Source organism: Streptomyces sp. NPDC050388 (genome assembly GCF_040655635.1).
GTDB lineage: Bacteria > Actinomycetota > Actinomycetes > Streptomycetales > Streptomycetaceae > Streptomyces.
The window spans coordinates 33749-54191 of record NZ_JBFAKH010000030.1 but is presented as its reverse complement, the minus strand read 5'-3'; the positions used below and the strand labels follow the sequence as shown (position 1 = coordinate 54191).

The 20443-nt window shown below is 71.6% G+C and carries 19 protein-coding genes and 1 pseudogene; 12 read left to right on the top strand and 8 right to left on the bottom strand.

The window, feature by feature from the left end; genetic code table 11:
* Positions 1 to 50: 50 nt before the first annotated feature.
* The 3 genes from AB0I73_RS19205 to AB0I73_RS19195 all read right to left on the bottom strand — a co-directional run bounded on the left by AB0I73_RS19205 (position 51) and on the right by AB0I73_RS19195 (position 2064).
* Complete coding sequence (locus AB0I73_RS19205; RefSeq protein ID WP_363038819.1) at positions 51 to 713, bottom strand: zf-HC2 domain-containing protein; 663 nt, start codon at positions 711 to 713, stop codon at positions 51 to 53.
* A gap of 151 nt (positions 714 to 864) precedes the next feature.
* Complete coding sequence (locus AB0I73_RS19200; protein WP_363038817.1) at positions 865 to 1383, bottom strand: hypothetical protein; 519 nt, start codon at positions 1381 to 1383, stop codon at positions 865 to 867.
* Positions 1384 to 1518: 135 nt separating this feature from the next.
* Positions 1519 to 2064, bottom strand: a complete 546-nt coding sequence (locus tag AB0I73_RS19195) for a sigma-70 family RNA polymerase sigma factor (RefSeq protein ID WP_363038815.1) — start codon at positions 2062 to 2064, stop codon at positions 1519 to 1521.
* A 239-nt stretch (positions 2065 to 2303) separates the two neighbouring features.
* Here AB0I73_RS19195 and AB0I73_RS19190 point away from each other — a divergent pair, with 239 nt between their 5' ends.
* A complete protein-coding gene (locus tag AB0I73_RS19190; protein ID WP_363038813.1) occupies positions 2304 to 3458 on the top strand; it encodes a CapA family protein in 1155 nt (384 codons plus the stop codon).
* 22 nt (positions 3459 to 3480) lie between these two features.
* Here AB0I73_RS19190 and AB0I73_RS19185 read toward each other — a convergent pair whose 3' ends face one another.
* The gene (locus AB0I73_RS19185; RefSeq protein WP_363038891.1) at positions 3481 to 3942 is read right to left on the bottom strand and encodes a MarR family winged helix-turn-helix transcriptional regulator; all 462 of its coding nucleotides are present in this window, start codon (positions 3940 to 3942) and stop codon (positions 3481 to 3483) included.
* 120 nt (positions 3943 to 4062) lie between these two features.
* Between AB0I73_RS19185 and AB0I73_RS19180 the strand changes: the two genes are divergently transcribed.
* Positions 4063 to 4878 carry an alpha/beta hydrolase gene (locus tag AB0I73_RS19180; protein WP_363038812.1) on the top strand — a complete coding sequence of 272 codons (816 nt, stop codon included), beginning with the start codon at positions 4063 to 4065 and terminating at the stop codon, positions 4876 to 4878.
* Positions 4879 to 4910: 32 nt separating this feature from the next.
* Here AB0I73_RS19180 and AB0I73_RS19175 read toward each other — a convergent pair.
* A pseudogene (locus AB0I73_RS19175) lies at positions 4911 to 5294 on the bottom strand (universal stress protein); the annotation flags it as partial.
* Between the two features lie 117 nt (positions 5295 to 5411).
* Here AB0I73_RS19175 and AB0I73_RS19170 point away from each other — a divergent pair.
* A complete protein-coding gene (locus tag AB0I73_RS19170) occupies positions 5412 to 6257 on the top strand; it encodes a polysaccharide deacetylase family protein (protein WP_363038810.1) in 846 nt (281 codons plus the stop codon).
* 59 nt (positions 6258 to 6316) lie between these two features.
* Here the strand turns inward: AB0I73_RS19170 and AB0I73_RS19165 are convergent, their stop codons facing one another.
* Positions 6317 to 6985 (bottom strand): class F sortase, encoded by a 669-nt coding sequence (locus AB0I73_RS19165; RefSeq protein WP_363038808.1) that lies wholly within the window; start codon positions 6983 to 6985, stop codon positions 6317 to 6319.
* Between the two features lie 333 nt (positions 6986 to 7318).
* Between AB0I73_RS19165 and AB0I73_RS19160 the strand changes: the two genes are divergently transcribed.
* Positions 7319 to 7813, top strand: a complete 495-nt coding sequence (locus tag AB0I73_RS19160; RefSeq protein WP_363038806.1) for a hypothetical protein — start codon at positions 7319 to 7321, stop codon at positions 7811 to 7813.
* 391 nt (positions 7814 to 8204) lie between these two features.
* On the opposite strand, the gene AB0I73_RS19155 is transcribed toward AB0I73_RS19160, so the two are convergent.
* Positions 8205 to 8969 (bottom strand): hypothetical protein, encoded by a 765-nt coding sequence (locus AB0I73_RS19155; RefSeq protein WP_363038804.1) that lies wholly within the window; start codon positions 8967 to 8969, stop codon positions 8205 to 8207.
* 949 nt (positions 8970 to 9918) lie between these two features.
* Between AB0I73_RS19155 and AB0I73_RS19150 the strand changes: the two genes are divergently transcribed.
* The 3 genes from AB0I73_RS19150 (at position 9919) to AB0I73_RS19140 (ending at position 14129) form a co-directional block, all read left to right on the top strand.
* Positions 9919 to 10842, top strand: a complete 924-nt coding sequence (locus AB0I73_RS19150; RefSeq protein WP_363038802.1) for an SCO0930 family lipoprotein — start codon at positions 9919 to 9921, stop codon at positions 10840 to 10842.
* Positions 10843 to 11175: 333 nt separating this feature from the next.
* Positions 11176 to 11988, top strand: a complete 813-nt coding sequence (locus AB0I73_RS19145) for an SAM-dependent methyltransferase (RefSeq protein ID WP_363038800.1) — start codon at positions 11176 to 11178, stop codon at positions 11986 to 11988.
* Complete coding sequence (locus AB0I73_RS19140; RefSeq protein WP_363038798.1) at positions 11985 to 14129, top strand: EAL domain-containing protein; 2145 nt, start codon at positions 11985 to 11987, stop codon at positions 14127 to 14129. Before AB0I73_RS19145 ends, AB0I73_RS19140 begins: the two co-directional genes overlap by 4 nt.
* A gap of 16 nt (positions 14130 to 14145) precedes the next feature.
* Here AB0I73_RS19140 and AB0I73_RS19135 read toward each other — a convergent pair whose 3' ends face one another.
* The gene (locus tag AB0I73_RS19135; protein ID WP_363038796.1) at positions 14146 to 15030 is read right to left on the bottom strand and encodes a LysR substrate-binding domain-containing protein; all 885 of its coding nucleotides are present in this window, start codon (positions 15028 to 15030) and stop codon (positions 14146 to 14148) included.
* Positions 15031 to 15161: 131 nt separating this feature from the next.
* On the opposite strand from AB0I73_RS19135, the gene AB0I73_RS19130 reads away from it, so the two are divergent.
* The 5 genes from AB0I73_RS19130 (at position 15162) to AB0I73_RS19110 (ending at position 20378) form a co-directional block, all read left to right on the top strand.
* Positions 15162 to 15833, top strand: coding sequence for a succinate dehydrogenase (locus AB0I73_RS19130; protein WP_363038889.1), 672 nt, complete (start codon positions 15162 to 15164; stop codon positions 15831 to 15833).
* A 1-nt stretch (position 15834) separates the two neighbouring features.
* Positions 15835 to 17793 carry a fumarate reductase/succinate dehydrogenase flavoprotein subunit gene (locus AB0I73_RS19125; RefSeq protein WP_363038794.1) on the top strand — a complete coding sequence of 653 codons (1959 nt, stop codon included), beginning with the start codon at positions 15835 to 15837 and terminating at the stop codon, positions 17791 to 17793.
* Positions 17790 to 18539, top strand: a complete 750-nt coding sequence (locus AB0I73_RS19120) for a succinate dehydrogenase/fumarate reductase iron-sulfur subunit (protein ID WP_361460270.1) — start codon at positions 17790 to 17792, stop codon at positions 18537 to 18539. Before AB0I73_RS19125 ends, AB0I73_RS19120 begins: the two co-directional genes overlap by 4 nt.
* A gap of 217 nt (positions 18540 to 18756) precedes the next feature.
* On the top strand, positions 18757 to 19536 hold the full coding sequence (locus AB0I73_RS19115) for a GNAT family N-acyltransferase (protein WP_363038792.1): 780 nt from the start codon (positions 18757 to 18759) through the stop codon (positions 19534 to 19536).
* On the top strand, positions 19536 to 20378 hold the full coding sequence (locus tag AB0I73_RS19110) for a 1-acyl-sn-glycerol-3-phosphate acyltransferase (RefSeq protein WP_363038790.1): 843 nt from the start codon (positions 19536 to 19538) through the stop codon (positions 20376 to 20378). The genes AB0I73_RS19115 and AB0I73_RS19110 overlap by 1 nt, the downstream gene beginning before the upstream one ends.
* The last annotated feature ends 65 nt before the right edge of the window (positions 20379 to 20443 follow it).

Sequence of the window (20443 nt, the reverse complement as noted above, 5' to 3'; positions counted from 1 at the left end):
GCGAGGCCGCGGCCGAGCCGGTGTCGGCGGTCGGCGGGTGCCGACGGGCGTCAGCGGTCGGTGGGCGTCAGCGTCACCAGGTGCTCGCCGTCCGAGGAGCGCAGCTCGTAGCGCATGATCTGCCCGGAGTGCAGGGTGGAGCCGCCCGTCATGCTGTTGGGCCGGGCGTCGTGGCGGGGCACGCTCCAGCTGGTCACGGTCTCCTCGGTGCCGTCCTGCCCGACCACCACCAGCCGGCAGACGCGGGGACCCGCGCCGTCCTTGACCTTCAGCTCCAGCCGACTGCCCCAGTCCTCGTCCTGCGTCGTGATCTCCGCCCACACCCCGGACCGTTCGTCGGTCGCCGCGATGCTCTCGCGCGGTGGCCGGTCGCCGCCGCTCGTCATCATGGCGAGCGCCGGAGCGGTCGTCGCGAGCACCACCGAGGCGGCCAGTGCGAACAGCAGCCGCCGGCGTTCCGCCCGCTGCCGGGCCGCCACCTGGGACAGCAGCCGGTCCAGCATCTTCGGACCGGGCCTGGCCATCGGGGGGGCCAGCGGCGGCGTGGAGCGCCGGTACAGCATCAACTGCCGTGTCGTCGCCCCGAATTCGGTCACCTGTGCAGCGCAGCTGGGGCACTCCATGAGGTGGTCCTCGAAGCGGAACGCCTCCGCCTCGTCCAGCACGCCGAGCGCGTACGCGCCGACGTCGCGATGCCGTTCCAGGGACCTCATGCCGAATCCTCGTACCGTTGAGTATGGGTGGGGTTACTCCTTGCTCCCACCGGTACGCACCAGGCAGTCGATTCACTCAAGCCGCACACCGAATCGTGACCAAAGGATTCGGAGCCCTCGGGCCCACGGATTGGTCCGATTCACCGGAAGGCTAGAAAAGGTGGATGGCGAGGTGCCCGAGCGGCAGTCCGAGCTGCCACGCCGGTGTCCACACCTTCGGTCCCTCGTCCTCTCCGGCCCCCGTGCCGCCGCCCGGCACCGCGTTCAGATCCGGTGCGAGCAGCTCCGTCTCCCGCAGCCAGCGCCAGGCCGACCGGGCGAGTTCCAGGTCGGGCCGCGCCGCGCTCCGGCCGGCGGCACGTTCCGCGGTCAGGTCCGCCAGGCGTCCCTGCACCCACTCCTGCCACGGCTGGTCGTACGCGGTCAGCGACAGCCAGGTCTCCAACTGGGTGATCACCCGGATGCCGGAGAGCTCGCCGTCGGCGTCGGACAGGAAGACGGTCAGCGCCAGCGCGTCCCGGCCGGCCCGGAACTCGAAGGACGTCGGCGGCATCAGGTCGCCGCTGCGCAGTAGCTCGTCGGCGATGTACTCGGCGTACAACCAGGCCATGGGGACGGTGAGTTCACCGTCTCCGATGTCGTCGGTGCTCTCTTGCCCTCTGTGCGGCATCCCTTTCAGCCTTCCTCCGGTACGTGCGCGTCGCCCGATTCGGGCTCCCGGTCCGCAACACGGATGAGGACAGCCGATTACTCAACCGGGGTCGTCGGCAAGGCGCTTTACGGAGGTTTGACCCGGCCGTCGGTTTCACCGCAGGTCGGTGGCGTATCCCGGAAGCACCCGGCGCAGGGCCCGCAGCGCGTAGAACGCGCGGGACTTCACGGTACCGGGCGGGATGCCGAGGGCGGCCGCGGCTTCCGCCACACTCGCCCCCTGGAAGTACACCAGCACCAGGACTTCACGGTGTTCGGGGGTGAGTGTCTTCACAGCCTTGCGGACATCGAGCGTCGCCGCGGCCCGCTCGGCGTGGTCGGAGATCACCCGTGCGTTCTCCAGTACCGCGTCGCCCACCTCGGCGGGCCGGGCCTGCCGTGCCCGCCGCGCGTCGATGGCGAGCCGCCGTCCCACCGTCATCAGCCAGGGCCGTACGGAGTCGAAGCCGTCGGCGCGCAGGGCCTCGGGGTGCTGCCAGGCCCGCACCAGGGTCTCCTGGACGAGGTCCTCGGCGCGCTGCCGGTCCCCGTCGCAGAGCCGCAGCAGCAGTGCGAAGAGGGGCCGGCCGTGCTCGCGTTGCAGGGCGGCGAGTTCGTGCTCGGCGGTTGTCCCGCTCGTGAGTGTGATTCCGGCCGTCATGGCGGTATGGCAGCGTACGGCGATCCCCGGGGACAGGGCGCGCACGGGAGCGTGCGGCGGACGGTCGATCGCGTCGACGAACGGTTCGACGAACGGTCGCGGCGACCGTTCGCCCGCGCCGGACGGCTTGAAACAGCGTGTCGGAGCAGCGGTGACCCAGAAGTTGATTCTTATCTATTTGTCAGCAAATACGACAGTGAAGAGCGTGACCGCGAAGAGATCCGTACCGGGGTGAAGCGATGATTGCCCGCAGTAGACAGGTGGCCCTGGCCCTCACCGTCGTCCTCGCCGCGGGCGCCGCCTGCCAGGCCCGGGACCACCACCCACCGGAATCCGGCCATCCGGGTGCCTCGGCCGCGCGGGACCGCGGCTTCACCCTGGTCGCCTCGGGGGACGTGCTGCCGCACGACCCGGTCATCGACCGCGCCCGCTTCGACGCCGGAGAGGCCGGCCACGACTTCCGTCCGATGCTCCCGGGGATCCGGTCCGTCGTCACCGGCGCGGATCTGGCGCTGTGCCACGCGGGAACCGTGTACGGAGCCGACGGCGACCACGGCGGCCACCCCGCCCTCACGTTCCCGCCCGAGCCGGCCCGGGGCCTCGCCGCCACCGGCCACGACGGCTGCTCCACCGCCTCCGACCACGCCCTGGACGACGGCGTCGACGGCATCCGGCGCACCCTCGACGCCCTCGACGGCGCGGGCGTACGGTACGCCGGGACGGCCCGCTCCGAACATGGGGCCCGTACGGCGACCGTGCTGCGCGCGGGCCGGGCCGAGGTCGCCCACCTCGCCCACACCTACGGCACCGACGGCCTCCCGCTCCCGCCCGACCGGCCCTGGGCCGTCGGCCTCATCGGCGGGACCAGGATCCTCGCCGACGCCCGCGCGGCCAGGAAGGCGGGCGCCGACGTGGTCGTCGTCTCCCTGCGCTGGGGCACCGAGTGGCAGGAGGCCCCCGACGGGCGGCAGATCGCCCTGGCCCGCTCACTCACCGCCGCCCGCACCGGCGACCGCCCCGACGTCGACCTGATCCTCGGCGCGCGTGCCCATGTCCCGCAGGCCTACGAGAAGGTCAACGGCACCTGGGTGGTCTACGGGACGGGCGATCAGATCGCCGGTGAGAAGACCGACTCCGACGGCGTCCCGGACCCCCGCGGCAACCAGTCCACGCTGGGCCGCTTCACCTTCGCCCCGCCCGCGCGTCCGGACGGGCGCTGGGAGGTGACGAAGGCCGAGTTCGTCCCCTCCCTCTTCGACGTGGACGCCGGCCGCGTGGTCGACCTCAACCGGGCCCTCCGGACGGGTGCCGAAGTGCGCTCCGCGCGCGACCGGATCCGCGACGTGGTGCTGAGCCGGGGCGCGGCGAAGGACGGACTGGTCATGGGGGAGTAGACCGTCCCGGCCGAGGCGGCGATCAGTTCACGTCCACGGTGTCGAACAGCGCCAGCATCTGTGCGAGGACCCGCACGCAGGTCCGTACGTCGGCGTCCGTGAGGTCGCCGCCGACCTCCCGCAGCACGGCGTGCTCCCGGGCGACGACGGCCGCGATCGCCGCCCGCCCCTTCTCGGTGAGCCGGATCAGCGACGACCGCTGGTGGGCGGGGTTGGGGATGCTCTCCACCAGGTCCCGCGCCGCGGCGTCGTTGACCATGCGCTGCACGAACTGACGGCTGATCGCCTGCGCGCGGCCCATCTGGGGCACGGTCATCGGGCCGTGCTTGTGCAGCAGGTCGAGCACGGCGCGCACGCCGACGGACAGGCCCTCGACGGCCTGGTCCTGTTCGCCGGTGTACGCGCCCTGTGCGCCTTGTGCGCCCTCTTCTACTTTCCGCTGCACCCGCCGGTACAGCGGGCCGATCAGATCGAACACCTCCATCAGGCGCGGGCCGAGTTCGTCGGGTGAAAGGGGCCTGTCGGTGTCGTTCCCGGTGTGGTTCACCCCCTCATCATGACACCTTGGTTGCCAAATCTCGCCGGAAATGACACCTTGGTTGTCATGAATACGGTTGCGGAACTCCGCTGCTTCACCTCCTCCGACGGCGACCTCGCCTACCACGACAGCGGCACCGGAGACCCGGTCGTCCTGCTCCACTCCGGCTTTGTCGACCACCGGCTCTTCGCGGACCAGATCCCGGCCCTCGCCGCCCACCACCGGGTGATCGCCCCCGACGTACGCGGCCACGGCTCCTCCGCCAACGCCACGCAGCCCTTCCGCTGGGCGGACGACCTCGCCGCCCTGCTGCGCCACCTCGACGCGGGGCCCGCGGTCCTGGTCGGCGTGTCGATGGGCGGGGCCATCGCGACCGACACCGTCCTCGAACACCCGGAGCTGGTCCGCGCGGTCGTCGCCTGCGGGGCGGCCACCAGTGAGTTCGAGTACACCGATCCGTGGACCAACCGGCTCCAGGCCGAGTTCGCCCGCACCCTGGGCGCCGGGGACATCGAGGGCTGGCTGAACGCCTTCGTGCAGGTCGCGCCGGGCGAACACCGCGGCATCGACGGCGTCGACCCGGACATCCCGCGCCGACTGCGGGAGATGGCGCTGCATACGATCTCCAAGCACACCCCGGACGAGAAGGACCTGCGCGTCGCCGTCACCGGCACCTGGGACCGCGTGCCGACGATCGACGTGCCGGTGCTCGCGCTCAACGGCTCACTCGAACCCGCCGATCTGACCGCGGCGGCGGAGCGTCTCGTCCGAGAGGTGCGCGACGGCCGCGCCGCCACCATCGAGGGGGCGGGACACTACGCGTGCATGGAACGGCCCGAGGTCTTCAACGAGATCCTCCTCGACTTCCTGCGCACCCTCTGACGCCGCGGAACTCGGGGCGCCACCGTCACCGGCCGGCGTCCCGCCTGCTCGGAGGCGCCCACCACCACGCCCGCCTTGAGGTCGTCCGCCGCCTCCACGATGCCGTTGCAGGGGGCGTCGCGGAACGTGTGGAACTCCCAGCGGAAGACGAGCGCCCCGCCCGCTCGGACGCCGCCCCGACCTGCGCCACCAGTTCCTCGGCGATCTCGCCGGTGGCGTCGGCCACCGGCGCCCCGCGCGCCGCGCCCGCCGCCGGCCGCACGCACACCACGGCGAACAGTGCGTGCTGCCACCGCGCCGAACCGGACGCGCAGGCCCGCCGCGCGCAGTGAGGAGCCGGAGCCGTCCACTCCGACCACGATCACCTTCGGTCCGCCGGTGCCCCGTTCGAACCGCGTCGGGTGCTGTCCCGTCACGGCGCAGAGGTCAGCGAACCCCGGTGCCGGCGGAGTGCTGGTCCGAGCGGGTGGAATCGTCCCGCCGGACCGGTGCCACCGAGGTGGGCCCGTCCCCCGGCGGGCGACTGATGAGTCATGCAGAAGGATCAGTTGCCCACCCGGCGCCGAGTGCTGCTCGCCGGTGCCGGCGCCGCCGTCGTGGGGGCGGTCGGCACGGCCGGAGTCCTCATGAGGGGCGCCGGTACCGAGGTGGCACGCCCCGCCCCGCCCGCCGCCGGAGGCCTGGCCGCCGGGCGCCCGCTCAAACCCTCCGCGTACCGCCTCAGGCCCCTCACCGGCTACGGCCCGCCGAGGAGCATGCCCCGCAGGGCCCAGGTGCGGAGCGCGCCCCTGCTGCGGGTGTCCGGACGGGGTCGCACCATGGTGCTGACCTTCGACGACGGGCCCGACCCCCGCTACACCCCGGACATCCTCGACACGCTTGCCGCGTACGACGTGCGGGCGATGTTCTTCGTGTGCGGGGAAATGGCCTTCTACCACAAGGGCCTGCTGGCCCGTATGTCCGACGAGGGGCATGTCGTCGGCAACCACACCTGGTCCCACCCCCTGCTCACCACTCTCTCCCGGAGCAGGATCCGCTCCGAGATGGAACGCACCAGCGATGTGATCGAGGACGGGTACGGCGAGCGCCCCCAGTGGTTCCGCGCGCCCTACGGGGCCTGGAACCGCGCCGCGTTCCAACTCGGCGCCGAACTCGGCATGGAACCCCTCGCCTGGACCGTCGACACCCTCGACTGGACCTCCCCGGGCACCCGCGCCATCGTCGACCGGGTGAAGAACGGAGCAGCCCCCGGCGTCGTGGTGCTCTCGCACGACGCCGGGGGCGAGCGGTCCCAGAGCGTGCGGGCGCTGCGCGGCTATCTGCCCGAACTGCTGGACTCCGGCTACCAGGTCACCGTGCCCCGCCGGCAGTACACCTGACACCGGACGGACGCGCGCCACGCCGGACGGACGCCCCGCCCGGCTCGGGCGGAGCCCGCTCAGCGGACCTCGGCCAGGCGGGCGAAGACGACGACGTTGCCGTCGTAACCGTCCTGCTGGGTGAAACCGCCTCCGCAGGTGATGACCCGCAATTCCGACGTGCCTTTCGAGTTGTAGACCCGGTCACCGGGAAAGTCGTTCTTCGCGAAGACCTCGACGCCGTAGATCTCGAACTTTGCGGTCTTCCCGTCCTTGCGCTCGATCTCGACGTGATCGCCCTTCTTCAGCGCGCCGAGTCCGTAGAAGACGGTCGGCCCCTGGTGGTTGTCGACATGGCCGACCACGACCGCCGTGCCCTTCTCCCCGGGGGTGACGCCGCCGGTGAACCAGCCCGCCAGATTGGGGTCCTCGGGCGGTGGCGCGTCGATCCACCCGTCCGTGTCCAGCCCCACTGCCATGACCGGCGCGTCGACCTGGATCGCCGGAATCTTTACCCGGCCCGGCACCGAGTACGGCAGCGGTGTCACCGAGCTGCCCGCGGTGTCACCGGGCGCCCGGCTTTCGGTGGCGGCCGCCACGGCGGGTTGCGGCGGCCCCATGTCGAACTCCCCCGAACCGTTCCGGATGAGCGCGAGGCCGGTGAGCAGGACCAGCGCCAGCACGCCCCACGGAGCACGCTTCTTCCGCCGTGCCTCCTCTTCGATTTCCGCCGGCTCGAAAGCAGACATTCGCTTTTCCCCTCTCGACACGGCCGTCGCCGCGTCACTCGCGCATGGCAGAAACGCTAAGTGCCGCGCGCGCGATCGGCGATGGGAGAAAGGCGAACGGGTGGCCGGGCCGTCATCGGTGCGCCATCCGGGGTTCCGCCGAAAGGAGATTTTTTGGCTGTCCGTGACCTGCGATGACATGCGAATGCGTGAATGTGCGCGGAAATCGCCTCACCGGTACGGACCATTGCCGAAATGCGTGCCGGGGCAGTGCAACTGAGGGTCTTGTTGGGAGGCGCTTTCTCGCCGATCTACCGGGGACCGCCCCCGGGGGTGCCTTCCGCGGAGGAACACATGCGCAAGTCACGTGCCCTGGCGTCCGCGGGCGCCGCCGTCGCCGTTCTCGGGCTCGCCGCCCCGGTCGCCGTTGCGGAGGGCGACCAGATCCCCGGCTCGTCCAACATCGTGGTCCTGCCCAGCGTCATCGCCCGCGGCGGCCAGTTGGCCAGCACGGTCGACGGTTGCCCCCACGGCGGCCACGCGACGTCCGACGCCTTCCCGAGGACCGAACTGCGGCCCATCCACGAGGGAGGTGACACCGCGAAGGGCATCGCCACCGTCGACTTCGACGCGCGCGCCGGCTCGTACGACATCACCGTGCACTGCTCCGGCCGGAGCCTGACCCGGCCGGCCGCCTTCACCGTCCTCGGCGGGGTCCGCGGCGGCCTCGGAGGCAGCACCGACGGGGCGACCCCGGTCGACATCGCCATCGGCAGCGGACTGGTGACCGCCGCGGTCACCGCCGGCGGTGTCTTCTGGATGCGCCGCCGCGCCGAGAAGCAGATCTGAGTCCCATCCCTTTCGGCGACCGTTTCCCGCACGTGTGACTTCAGGGCTGTGCCCCGGATCCCGCCCGGATCCGGGGCACAGCCCTGCTGGTCCTGAAATCCCACCGGGCGGAGCCGTCCGTCCTCCGTGCCGTCGCGGCGGGAGCGACGCGTACCGCGTGCAGGGCGAGTCCTCTGGGTCCCGAGGAACAGCGGCGCACCTGTTCCGCTCGCGCCGGAAGTACGCCTCGATGTGCGGAAAGCCGGAAAGCCGGAAAGCCGCGCCGGGGCGCGCGCCCGCAGTCGCGCGAACGGGGTGGTGCTGTGGGCCGCGCGGGGAACCGCGTCACGGCAGCCGGGGGCGTGCGCGGCGTGGCGCACGCCCCCGCGGCGGGTGCCGTGGTAGGCACCCGTCAGCCTCCGACGTGGGGGAACAGGAGGAGGAACGGATCGGCCGAGGCGGCGAGCCCCCGGCTGAAGGGCGCGTCGAAGTCCCAGATCAAGAAGAGCAGGAAGGCGATCAACGCCGAGAACAGTCCGGCGAGGACCAGTTCACGGCCGGTGCGGCGGATCTGCAGCGCGAAGATCATCCCGATGGTGATGACCGCCCCGGCGATCAGCCCGAACCACACCACGCCCGGCATGGTCTTCCCGGTCGACTCCGCCCGCGCGGCACGCGCCTGGTCGGCGGCGGAGACCTGGTCGACGAGCGGCTGGTAGGCCTGCGCCTCGAAGTCCGTCCGCGGTTCGTAGTCGGTGACGTCCCGGCGGACCCGGTCGAGGAGGTCCGTCCCGCGTTCGGTGACCCGGCCGTCGTCGGCCATGACACGCCACTCGGTGGTGACGACGTGTCCGACATAGGCGTCGACATCGTCCCGAATGCGGTCGCGGACGTCGGCCGGATAGATCCGTACCCGCTCCGAGATCTCGTGCAGCGCCACCGCCTCCGCCCGCACGTGCTCCTGTGCCGCGCCGCGGCCCTCCCAGACGCCGGCGATGGCCAGGCCCAGGACGATGGCGTACACCACGCCGATCCACATCGTCATGTACTCGATGACGTCCGGGGTCTCGCTGGGGTCCTCGTCATCGGCGGCCGCGCGGTGACGTACGAGAGTGATGACGACCACCACGACGCAGACGGCCAGCATCGCGAGGGTGAGAACAAGCCATTCCGGCAAGAGGTGCCTCCACGGCGGGACGGGCCCTGGGCGGGCGCTCGGGTTTCAGCGGGGCCGCAGTGCGGCGACGGCGACCACGGCGGGCGTGGTGATGAGCAGGACGAAGGTGAGGGGCGACGTGGCGCCGCCGGAGGGCCGTTTGACCGGGGGTGCCGCCCGGTACCGCGGGTAGTGAACGGGCGTCGCGGACGGAGGCGGCGCGGGTGTGGGGGTGGCCGAGGGGGGCGGGGCCGGCGCGGGGCGCGGCGGCGGAGCGGGCGTGGGAGTGGGGGCCGGACGGGCGGGCGGTGGCGCGGGGCGGGCCCGACGCGGAGGTGGCGGGGACGGTGGTTCGGGTTTCGCCGTGGGGGTGGGCTTCAGTGTCGGAGGGGGCGTGGGAGCGGGGGGTGGCGGGGTCGGCGTGGGTTCGGGCGGCGGTGGAGGCGGAGGGGGTGCCGGTGTGGGCGTGGGTGGCGGGGGGGAGGGTGAACAGGGCGGGGGGAGCGGCCAGGTCATGCTGCCGGCGACCGCCACCGCCTCCGTTCCCCCCGGGCCCGCCGAGGCGTAGGCGCAGGCGTCGGCCGTCGCCGCGCCGGGGGCGCCGACGAGCGCCCAGGCCAGCGTCGCCACCGCCAACGTCCGTGCGGCGAGAGCGGATCGGGTCGGTACGAGTCCTTGCACGACGGAGATCATGAGCCGGGACGGGTCGGGACACGCGCGAGCTCCGGATGAATGACCCGATGGAGGTGAATTCGTCATCTTCCGGTTGGCTCCGGGCTGATCACCCGTTGGGGAGAATCGCACTGACGTGCGATGTGACAGGGGGCGGGCGGTCGGAGCGGGGCGGAAGTACGGGTTCCGGAAGAAATATGAGCCGCCGTTGAACACGTCAGGTGTCTTCGTGCGTACTCCACGTCGAGCGGCGGCGCAGCAGGGCGCTGCAACACCCTTGCGATGATCTGGAGTTGAGATGAAGACCTCCTGGCGGACCGCCTCACTGGTGGTGAGCGCCGCGGCGGTGCTGACGCTGACGACGGCATGCGGTCAGGACACCGCGCCGCCGGCCAGCAGCCAGAACGTCGGCGCCTCGGCCGCGCCCGGGGACCTCGGGGGCATCGACACAGGGGCCGGCACGGCGTCGCCCGAGGCCCCCGCCGGCGGCGTGGGCACGTTGGGTGTCGCCACCAACGCCGAACTCGGCGAGCTGGTGACGGACGAACTCGGGCTCACGCTCTACCGCTTCGACCAGGACACCGCGCAGCCCCCCAAGTCCAACTGCGACGGCGACTGCGCCAAGACCTGGCCCCCGGTGCTCGCCGATGACGCCAAGGCCGGCAAGGGCATCGACGCGTCACTGCTGGGCGAAGTCACCCGGGCGGACGGCACCAAGCAGCTCACCGTCGACGGCTGGCCCGCCTACCGCTACGTCAAGGACGTCAACGCCGGCGACGTCAAGGGCCAGGGCGTGGGCGGCAAGTGGTTCGGGCTGACCCCCGAGGGCAAGAAGGCGCAGGCGGCCGACCTGCCCGGTCTGTCCACCCGCAAGGACCCCGAACTCGGTGAGATCGTGGTCGACAAGGACGGCATGACGGTCTACCGCTTCACGAAGGACGAGGCCTGGCCGAAGCCGGTCTCCGCCTGCACCGGCGCGTGCCTGGAGAAGTGGCCGGTGGTGGCGCCGGTCGACATCAACGACACCAAGGGCATCGAGAAGAAGAACTACATGAAGTTCACCCGCCCGGACAACGGCGCCGAGCAGCAGACGATCTACTGCTGGCCGATCTACACCTTCGCCGGCGACAAGGCCCCGGGCGACACCAACGGCCAAGGTGTCGGCGGCACCTGGTACGCCGTGCGCCCCGACGGAAAGCCGGTCGGCGCGCCGGAGAAGTAGCAACCTCCCCAGGACGTCGTCCACTTCGGCACCGCCGATCCCGGTCCGCCCCTCCGCGCCGCACGGAGGGGCGGACCGTTTTGCCGCGATTCACCGGAACTCGTGGAAATTTCGGTCCCTTCTCCCCGTGTTCTCCTCGCGTTTCGCCGCACAGCGGAACTCTCCGGAATGCCGCGGGTACTTTTCGTGACGTTTTCACCGGGGCGTCAATTTGGTATGTGCCACTGGCAGTGACCGGGAACGGATGGTCAATTTCCGTTCGGGGTCGCTCCCCTGGCGGGTGATCAGTAGCCTCGGCTCGAACACCGGATCGCCTACGTTGTGGAGAGATACATGGAGCGTCCCGCCTGGGCCCCACGGAGCATCGACATCACGGTGCCCAGTGTTTCCCGGATGTACGACTACTACCTGGGCGGTTCGCACAACTTCGAGGTCGACCGGGAAGCGGCCCGCAAAGCCATGGAGTTCATGCCGGGACTGCCCAAGGTCATGCAGGCGAACAGGGCGTTCCTGCGCCGGGCGGTACGTTTCGCGGTCGGCGAGGACGTCACCCAGTTCCTGGACATCGGCTCCGGCATCCCGACGTTCGGCAACGTCCACGAGGTGGCGCAGGCGGCCGCTCCCGGCGCGCGGGTGGTCTACGTCGACCACGACCCGGTGGCCGTCGCGCACAGCCAGGCCGTTCTCGACGGCAACGAGGACGCGGGCGTCGTCGCCGGGGATCTCCGCAAGCCCCTGGACATCCTGGCGAGTTCCGAGGTGGGGCGCCTGATCGACCTGAACCGTCCGGTGGCGCTGCTGCTCGTCGCCGTACTGCACTTCGTGGAGGACGCGGACGACCCGTACGCGGCGGTGGTCGAACTGCGTGAGGCCCTCGCACCCGGCAGTATGCTGATCCTCACCCATGCCTCGTACGAGGGAATTCCGTTGCCTCCGGAGCGGGCCGGTGGCGCGGTGGACGTGTACAAGGACATCCGCAACCCGTTGATCATGCGCTCGCGTGACGAGATCGCGCGGTTCTTCGAGGGGTACGACATGGTGGAACCCGGACTGGTGCCGATGCCGCGGTGGCGGCCGGACACCGCACCGGAGGACGAGGATCCCTACGAGCTCTCCGGGCTCGCGGGCGTGGGGCGTACCGCGTGAGCGCGGAGCCGGACGGGCCGGAGGGCAGGCTGCGCCGGTTCGCGACGATTTGGAGCCGGGCGGTCTTCCCCGTGACCTCGACGTCGTCGACCCGGCCCGAGTTCGAGGAGCAACTGCTCCCGTTGGCCCGGCGATTGAGTGAAGCGCTGCTGGCCAGGGCCTTCGACCCGGACGTCGGCCAGGCGGTCGGCGCCGCCCTGATCCAGGCGCACTGCACCGACCCGGAGGCGCTCAGCCGGACCCTGGACTGCGTGGACGCCTACCTCGTCCTGTACTGCGGCGGGGACGGCGACCGCGAGGACCTGCGGGCGCGCAGCGCCAGACTGCAGCACGCCATGGCCGCCGGTTTCGCGCGGGCGCTGCGCGAGCGGGCGCTGGCCGAGCAGGAGGCCATCGCCCAGGCCGCGCTGGAGGCACAGGGCGCGGTGGCGCAGGCCCTGCACGCCACCGAGGCCAGGTTCCGCGCGGTCTTCGAAGGCGCGGCGATAGGAATCGGCATCGCCGACCTCGACGGCAACGTCCTGCAGGTCAACGGCGCCCTGCGGCGCATGTTCGGCCTGTCCGAACAGGGCCTGCGCAGCCGCAACGTCAGGGAGTGGACGCACCCCGACGACGCCCCGCAGACCTGGAACCTCTACGACGAGCTGGTCCGCGGCCACCGTGAGCACTACCACCTCGAGAAGGCGTTCCACCGGCCCGACGGAACGGTCCTGTGGACCAATCTGACGGTGTCCCTGCTGCGCGGCACCGACGGTGAACCGCAGTACCAGCTCGCCCTGATGGAGGACACCACCGAGCGGCGGCTGCTCAACCTCCGGCTGCGCTACGAGGCCACCCACGACGCGCTCACCGGGCTGCCCAACCGCACGTTCTTCTTCGAACGGCTGGAGAAGGCGCTCGGCGCCGGCCCCGGACAGCGCTTCGGCCTGTGCTACCTCGACCTGGACGGCTTCAAGACCGTCAACGACAGTCTCGGGCACGCGGCCGGCGACCGGCTGCTCGTCGAGGTCGCCGACCGGCTCCAGTCCTGCGCCACCGCGCCCGGCGAGATGGTCGCCCGGCTCGGCGGCGACGAGTTCGTGGCGCTGACCACGGGCCCCGACACCGAGCACACGGTCGACGAGCTCGCCGCCCGCATCATGAACGCGCTGCTCGCCCCCATCGGCGTCGACGGCCGTGACCTGACCGTGCGCGGCAGCATCGGCATCGTCGAGGGGCCGGCCGGGGAACGCAGCCCGGCGGAGGTGCTGCGCAGCGCCGACATCACCATGTACCGGGCCAAGTCGGCGGGCGGCAACCGTTTCGAGCTGGCCGACCCGGAGTCCGACGCCCGCGCCATCACCCGGCACGGACTCACCACGGCACTGCCCGCGGCCCTGGAGCGGGGCGAGTTCTTCATCGAGTACCAGCCGCTGGTCCACCTCGGCGACGGCAGCGTCCGGGGCGCCGAGGCGCTGGTGCGCTGGCTGCACCCGCAGCACGGCGTGCTGTCCCCGGACCGGTTCATCCCGCTCGCCGAGCACACCGGGCTGATCGTCCCGCTGGGCCGCTGGGTGCTCGAGCAGTCGGTGCGCCAGGCCCGCGCGTGGCAGGAGCGGCACGGCGGCGCGGAGGCGCTCGGCCCGCTGCGCATCAACGTGAACCTCTCGCCCTGCCAGCTCACCCACCCCGGCCTGGTCCAGGACACCGTCGACATCCTGGAGCGCACCGGGGTCGAGCCGGACGCGCTGTGCCTGGAGGTGACCGAGTCGGCGCTGATCGGCGCGGACGACGACCTGCTGAAGCCGCTGCGCCGACTGGCGGAGATGGGCGTGGACATCGCCCTGGACGACTTCGGCACCGGCTACTCCAACCTCGCCAACCTGCGTCGCCTCCCGGTGAGCGTCCTCAAGCTGGACCGCTCCTTCACCCAGAGCATGCAGCAGTTCCCGGCCGACCCGGTCGACCTCAAGATCGTCGAGGGGATCGTCTCCCTGGCCCACAGCCTCGATCTCGCCGTCACGGTGGAGGGGGTGGAGACGAGGGCGCAGGCCGAGCAGCTCCGCGTACTCGGCTGCGACACGGCGCAGGGCTGGTACTACGCCCGCCCCGGCCCACCGGAACGCCTGCACGACCTGGCCCTGGCCGACGCGACGGGCTGACGCCGGGCGGACCGGCTCACCGCTCCAGGAGCATCCGCTGCAGTTCCCGGGCCGCGCGGGGCGGAGCCACGTCGCTGCGGTGGGCCAGGGCGATGGTGCGGTGGAGACCGGGGCGGGCCAGGGGGGTGACCCGCAGGCCCTGCCCGGACCGTGCGGCGACCATGCGGGGCACCACGGCGACGCCCAGCCCCGCCCGCACGAAGCCCAGCACGGCGTCCATCTCCCCGCCCTCCACCGCGAAGTCCGGTTCGAAGCCCTCCGCACGGCACGCGGCCACGGTCAGCTCCCGCAGGTCGTAGCCGTGCCGGAACATCACCAGCCGCTCGCCCTCCAGATCGGCGACGCGCACGGTGCGGCGGCCCCGGCCGGGCTGAGGGGCGTCCGGGGAGGACACCACCACCAGGTCCTCGCGCAGCAGCTCCACCGTGGTGAGGGCGGGGGAGGGGGTCGGCAGGGGCAGGACGACCAGGGCCAGATCGAGCGCACCACGGGCCAGCTCCCTTACCAGGTCGTGGGAGCCGCTCTCCTCGACCAGCAGCCGGACGCCCGGGTAGCGGTCGTGGAAGGAGCGCAGCACGTCCGGCAGCAGACCGGTGCACAGGCTCGGCGTCGCCCCCAGCCGTACCCGGCCGCTGCGCAGCTGCACCAGTTCCTGCACCTCGTGCCGGGCCGTGTCGGCGTCGGCCAGGATGCGCCGCGCCAGCGGCAGCAGCGCCTCGCCCGCGTCGGTGAGCGTGATGTTGCCGCGCGCCCGCAGGAACAGGTCAGCCCCCAGCTCCCGCTCCAGCGCCTTGATCTGCTGCGAGAGGGACGGCTGCGCGACATGGACCATCTCGGCGGCGCGGGTGAAGTGCCGGGTCTCGGCGACCGCCACGAAGTACTGGAGCTGCTGGAACTGCATGGGGCCAATATAGACCTTCCATAGGCGGTAGCTATGGAAACGAGGTGGACCATGTCTTGGACCGATGGGGTCCTCTGGCCCTAGCGTCTGGTGACATGGCTCTGGCAACGCGGACGGACCGACGGCCGTCCATGGCGCGCACCGTGTGGGACTCGACCGTCGGCAAGAAGACAGTGATGGCCGTCAGCGGTCTGGTCATGCTGCTCTACCTGGTCGCCCACATGATCGGCAACCTGAAGATCTACTTCGGGGCCGTCGAGTTCAACGAGTACGCACACTGGCTGCGCACCTTGGGCGAACCCCTCCTGCACTACGAGTGGGCGCTGTGGGTGGTCCGGGTCGTGCTCGTCGTCGCGGTCGTCGCCCACGCCGTCTCCGCGTACCAGCTCAGCCGCCGCGACATCAAGGCGCGCCCCAGCAAGTACGTCCACAAGAAGGCGCGGGCCAGTTACGCCACGCGCACCATGCGCTGGGGCGGGATCATCCTCGGCCTCTTCATCGTCTGGCACATTCTCGACCTGACCACCGGCACCGTGCACTCCGGCGGTTTCGAGACGGGCAAGCCCTACCAGAACGTCGTGGACACCTTCTCCACCTGGTACGGAAACGTCATCTACATCGTCGCGGTGCTCGCCCTCGGAATGCACATCCGGCACGGCTTCTGGAGCGCCGCCCAGACCCTCGGCGTCGGCAGCCGCACCCGCGACCGCGCGCTCAAAGCCGCCGCCAACGTCCTCGCGCTGCTGCTCACGATCGGCTTCGTCGCCGTACCCGTGGGCGTCATGACCGGAGTGGTGAGCTGAAATGACTGCCTACGCTGCTTACACCGAGTACGCGACCGGTGAGCCGGTCGCCGACACCAAGGCCCCGTCCGGGCCGATCCACGAGCGCTGGGACACCCGCCGCTTCGAGGCCAAGCTGGTCAACCCCGCCAACCGGCGCAAGCAGACCGTGATCGTCGTCGGAACCGGACTGGCCGGCGGCTCCGCCGGAGCCACGCTCGCCGAACAGGGCTACCGCGTCATCCAGTTCTGCTACACGGACTCCCCGCGCCGGGCCCACTCCATCGCCGCGCAGGGCGGCATCAACGCGGCGAAGAACTACCGCAACGACGGCGACTCCGTCCACCGCCTCTTCTACGACACCGTCAAGGGCGGCGACTTCCGGGCCCGCGAGTCCAACGTGCACCGCCTCGCGCAGATCTCCGTGGAGATCATCGACCAGTGCGTGGCCCAGGGCGTGCCCTTCGCCCGCGAGTACGGCGGCCTGCTCGACACCCGCTCCTTCGGCGGCGTCCAGGTCTCCCGCACCTTCTACGCCCGCGGCCAGACGGGCCAGCAGCTCCTCCTCGGCGCCTACCAGGCGCTGTCCCGGCAGATCGCCGCCGGGAACGTGGAGATGCACCCGCGCACCGAGATGCTCGACCTCGTCGTCGTCGACGGCCGGGCGCGCGGGATCGTCGCCCGGGACCTGATCACCGGGAAGATCGACACCTACTTCGCCGACGCCGTCGTCCTCGCGACCGGCGGCTACGGCAACGTCTTCTACCTGTCGACGAACGCCATGAACTCCAACGCGACCGCCGTCTGGCGGGCGCACCGGCGCGGCGCGTACTTCGCCAACCCCTGCTTCACCCAGATCCACCCCACCTGCATCCCGCGCACCGGCGACCACCAGTCCAAGCTGACGCTGATGAGCGAGTCGCTGCGCAACGACGGCCGCATCTGGGTGCCGAAGGCGAAGGGCGACGACCGCCCGCCGAACGAGATCCCCGAGGACGAGCGCGACTACTACCTGGAGCGCATCTACCCCTCCTTCGGCAACCTCGTCCCCCGCGACATCGCCTCCCGCGCCGCGAAGAACGTCTGCGACGAGGGCCGGGGCGTCGGCCCCGGAGGGCAGGGCGTCTACCTGGACTTCGCCGACGCCATCGAGCGCATGGGGCGGGGGGCGGTGGAGGCCAAGTACGGCAACCTCTTCGACATGTACCAGCGGATCACCGACGAGGACCCGTACCGGGTGCCGATGCGGATCTACCCCGCGGTGCACTACACGATGGGCGGCCTGTGGGTCGACTACGACCTCCAGACCACCGTCCCCGGGCTGTTCGCCATCGGTGAGGCCAACTTCTCCGACCACGGTGCCAACCGCCTCGGCGCCTCCGCGCTGATGCAGGGCCTGGCGGACGGCTACTTCGTCCTCCCCGCCACCATCAACGACTACCTCGCCCGCAACCCGCACAAGGACGAGGTCGACGCCGGCCACCCGGCGGTGCAGGAGGTGCTGGCCGAGACCGAGGACCGGCTCAACCTGCTGCTGTCCGTGGACGGCGACCGCACCCCCGACTCCTTCCACCGCGAACTCGGCGAACTCATGTGGGAGTTCTGCGGCATGGCCCGTACCGAATCGGGCCTGCGCAAGGCGCTGGAGCGCATTCCGCAGATCCGTGAGGAGTTCTGGCGCCGGATCAAGGTCCCCGGCACCGGCGAGGAGTTCAACCAGTCGCTGGAGCGGGCCAACCGCATCGTCGACTACCTGGAGCTCGCCGAGCTGATGTGCCTCGACGCGCTGCACCGCTCCGAATCCTGCGGCGGCCACTTCCGTGAGGAGTCCCAGAGCCCCGAGGGTGAGGCGGCCCGCAAGGACGAGGAGTTCTCCTACGCGGCCGCCTGGGAGTTCACCGGCACGGGCGAAGCTCCCACCCTGCACAAGGAAGACCTCGTCTTCGAGTACGTCCAACCCACTCAGCGGAGCTACGCATGAAGCTCACCCTGCGCGTCTGGCGGCAGAAGAACGCCGACGCCGACGGCGCCATGTCCACGTACGAGGTGGACGGCATCTCGCCCGACATGTCCTTCCTGGAGATGCTCGACACCCTCAACGAGGAACTCACCCTCAAGGGCGAGGACCCCGTCGCCTTCGACCACGACTGCCGCGAGGGCATCTGCGGCGCCTGCTCGCTGGTCATCAACGGCGACGCCCACGGCCCCGAGCGCACCACCACCTGCCAGCTGCACATGCGGTCCTTCAAGGACGGCGACACCATCGACATCGAGCCGTGGCGGGCGTCGGCCTTCCCGGTGGTGAAGGACCTCGTCGTGGACCGGTCGGCGTTCGACCGGATCATCCAGGCCGGCGGCTACGTCAGCGTCCCCACCGGCTCCGCGCCCGAGGCGCACGCCACGCCGGTGCCGAAGCCGGACGCGGACTTCGCCTTCGAGCACGCCGAGTGCATCGGCTGCGGCGCCTGCGTCGCGGCCTGCCCCAACGGCGCGGCGATGCTCTTCACCTCGGCGAAGATCAACCACCTCAACGTGCTGCCGCAGGGCGCGCCCGAGCGCGAGACCCGGGTGCTCGACATGGTGGCGCAGATGGACGAGGAGGGGTTCGGCGGCTGCACCCTCGCCGGCGAGTGCGCCACCGCCTGTCCGAAGGGCATCCCGCTGACCTCCATCACCGGGATGAACAAGGAGTGGCTGCGGGCCACGCGCAAGGGGACCGGCCGGTAGCCACCGGGCGGGCGGCGGGAGAGCGTTCGCCAGGGGGCGGACGGGCGGGACCGGGAGTGGTGCTCATCCCCGGTCCCGTCTGCCGTCCGGGTGACGCCTGGCATTCAGCATCCCCACATCCGTACTCCCGGCCCAGGTCACGTGCACGCCAACCGGCATAGGCAGAAACAAGGGGAGTCCCCACCTTCCCGCTCCGGCGCGTGACCAGGAGAGAGCCATGACCGGCGTGCTGACCGCAGACCACCCCGCGAAGCCCGCGGCACCCACCCGTTACACCGTCACCCTCGCCCGCGACGAGGAGGACGTGCGCGCCGCCCAGCGACTGCGGCACGACGTCTTCGCCGGCGAGCTGGGCGCCCTGCTGTCCACCCCCCAGCCGGGCCTGGACGTCGACCCCTTCGACGCCTACTGCGACCACCTGCTCGTGCGCGAGGAGGTGAGCGGCCGGGTCGTCGGCACCTACCGGCTGCTGCCTCCGGAGCGCGCCGCGGTCGCCGGGCGCCTGTACGCCGAGAGCGAGTTCGACCTCGGTGCGCTCGACCCGATCCGGCCGGACCTCGTCGAGGTCGGCCGCTCCTGCGTGCACCCCGACCACCGCGACGGCGCGGTCATCGGCCTCATCTGGGCCGGCATCGCCCGCTACATGGTCGACCGGGGCCACACGTGGCTGGCGGGCTGCTGCTCCATACCGCTCGCCGACGGCGGCGCGCTCGCCTCCGCCACCTGGGACCGGGTGCGGGGCAAACACCTCGCCCCCGAGGAGTACCGCGTACGCCCCCTGCTCCCGTGGCGGGCGAACCCCGGGACACCCGCGGCGCCCGCGGCCCGCACCGAGCTGCCCGCCCTGCTGCGCGGCTACCTCCGGCTCGGCGCCCGGGTCTGCGGCGAGCCCGCGCACGACGTGGACTTCGGCGTCGCCGACCTGTACGTACTGCTGTCGATGGACCGGGTGAACCCGCGCTACCTGCGGCACTTCCTCTCCCTCGTACCGGCCTGATGAGCGTCTGGCTGCCCGCCGCGCCCTGCACCCCGAGCGGCTGTGTGGAGCCGACGGGGGCCGCGACGGCCGTCCCGAGGGCGGTGCTGCGGCTGACGGCGCTCGCCCTCCTGCTCCTCGCCGGAGTGGCGCTGCTGCCGATCGGCCGACGGGTCCCGGCGGGGCTGGTGAGCCGCTGGTGCCGGTGGATCGTGCGGGCCGCCGGGGTCCGGATCCGGGTCACCGGCGCCGCCCCGCCCACCGGCGGGCTGCTCCTCGTCGCCAACCACATCTCCTGGCTCGACATACCGCTGCTGGGCGCGATCCGCCCGGCCCGCATGCTGGCCAAGTCCGAGATACGGCGGTGGCCGGTGGCCGGGCCGCTGGTCGGACGCGGTGGTGTCCTGTTCATCGACCGTGACCGCTTGCGCGCCCTGCCGGACACGGTCGCCCGGATCGCCGGGGCGCTGCGCGAGGGTGCGGCGGTCGCCGCCTTCCCCGAGGGCAGCACCTGGTGCGGCCGCCGGCAGGGCTCCTTCCGCCGGGCCGTCTTCCAGGCGGCGCTGGACGCCGGGGCCCCGGTCCAGCCGGTCCGCATCCACTACCGGAGCGCACACGGAACGCCGGCCACCGCCGCGGCCTTCGTCGGCGACGACACCCTGTTCGCGTCCCTGTGGCGGGTGGTCTCGGCCCGCGGTCTGATCGCCGAGGTCGAGGTACGGGCCGCGATCCCGCCGGGCACCCACTTCGACCGCCGTGCCCTGGCCGCCGCCGCGCAGCCGCCGACCGGCGACCTCGGGCGGGAACATCCGGCCGAAGACGTGCGACGGGGGCCACCAGGAGTGAGCGCTGTTGAAAATTAAGTGCGTTTTATCCCTTACATGAAGTTTCCATGGTGATGATGAGGACATCCGGACGGGAGTGACAT

Excerpts from the sequence above, each read along its gene's own strand:
- AB0I73_RS19135 (WP_363038796.1), bottom strand. The coding sequence starts at position 15,030 with ATGCAGTTCCAGCAGCTCCAGTACTTCGTGGCGGTCGCCGAGACCCGG.
- AB0I73_RS19180 (WP_363038812.1), top strand. The coding sequence starts at position 4,063 with ATGAATACGGTTGCGGAACTCCGCTGCTTCACCTCCTCCGACGGCGAC.
- AB0I73_RS19195 (WP_363038815.1), bottom strand. The coding sequence starts at position 2,064 with ATGACGGCCGGAATCACACTCACGAGCGGGACAACCGCCGAGCACGAA.
- AB0I73_RS19200 (WP_363038817.1), bottom strand. The coding sequence starts at position 1,383 with ATGCCGCACAGAGGGCAAGAGAGCACCGACGACATCGGAGACGGTGAA.
- AB0I73_RS19150 (WP_363038802.1), top strand. The coding sequence starts at position 9,919 with ATGAAGACCTCCTGGCGGACCGCCTCACTGGTGGTGAGCGCCGCGGCG.
- AB0I73_RS19185 (WP_363038891.1), bottom strand. The coding sequence starts at position 3,942 with ATGGAGGTGTTCGATCTGATCGGCCCGCTGTACCGGCGGGTGCAGCGG.
- AB0I73_RS19145 (WP_363038800.1), top strand. The coding sequence starts at position 11,176 with ATGGAGCGTCCCGCCTGGGCCCCACGGAGCATCGACATCACGGTGCCC.
- AB0I73_RS19120 (WP_361460270.1), top strand. The coding sequence starts at position 17,790 with ATGAAGCTCACCCTGCGCGTCTGGCGGCAGAAGAACGCCGACGCCGAC.
- AB0I73_RS19205 (WP_363038819.1), bottom strand. The coding sequence starts at position 713 with ATGAGGTCCCTGGAACGGCATCGCGACGTCGGCGCGTACGCGCTCGGC.
- AB0I73_RS19130 (WP_363038889.1), top strand. The coding sequence starts at position 15,162 with ATGGCGCGCACCGTGTGGGACTCGACCGTCGGCAAGAAGACAGTGATG.
- AB0I73_RS19170 (WP_363038810.1), top strand. The coding sequence starts at position 5,412 with ATGCAGAAGGATCAGTTGCCCACCCGGCGCCGAGTGCTGCTCGCCGGT.
- AB0I73_RS19160 (WP_363038806.1), top strand. The coding sequence starts at position 7,319 with ATGCGCAAGTCACGTGCCCTGGCGTCCGCGGGCGCCGCCGTCGCCGTT.
- AB0I73_RS19165 (WP_363038808.1), bottom strand. The coding sequence starts at position 6,985 with ATGTCTGCTTTCGAGCCGGCGGAAATCGAAGAGGAGGCACGGCGGAAG.
- AB0I73_RS19115 (WP_363038792.1), top strand. The coding sequence starts at position 18,757 with ATGACCGGCGTGCTGACCGCAGACCACCCCGCGAAGCCCGCGGCACCC.
- AB0I73_RS19125 (WP_363038794.1), top strand. The coding sequence starts at position 15,835 with ATGACTGCCTACGCTGCTTACACCGAGTACGCGACCGGTGAGCCGGTC.
- AB0I73_RS19190 (WP_363038813.1), top strand. The coding sequence starts at position 2,304 with ATGATTGCCCGCAGTAGACAGGTGGCCCTGGCCCTCACCGTCGTCCTC.
- AB0I73_RS19110 (WP_363038790.1), top strand. The coding sequence starts at position 19,536 with ATGAGCGTCTGGCTGCCCGCCGCGCCCTGCACCCCGAGCGGCTGTGTG.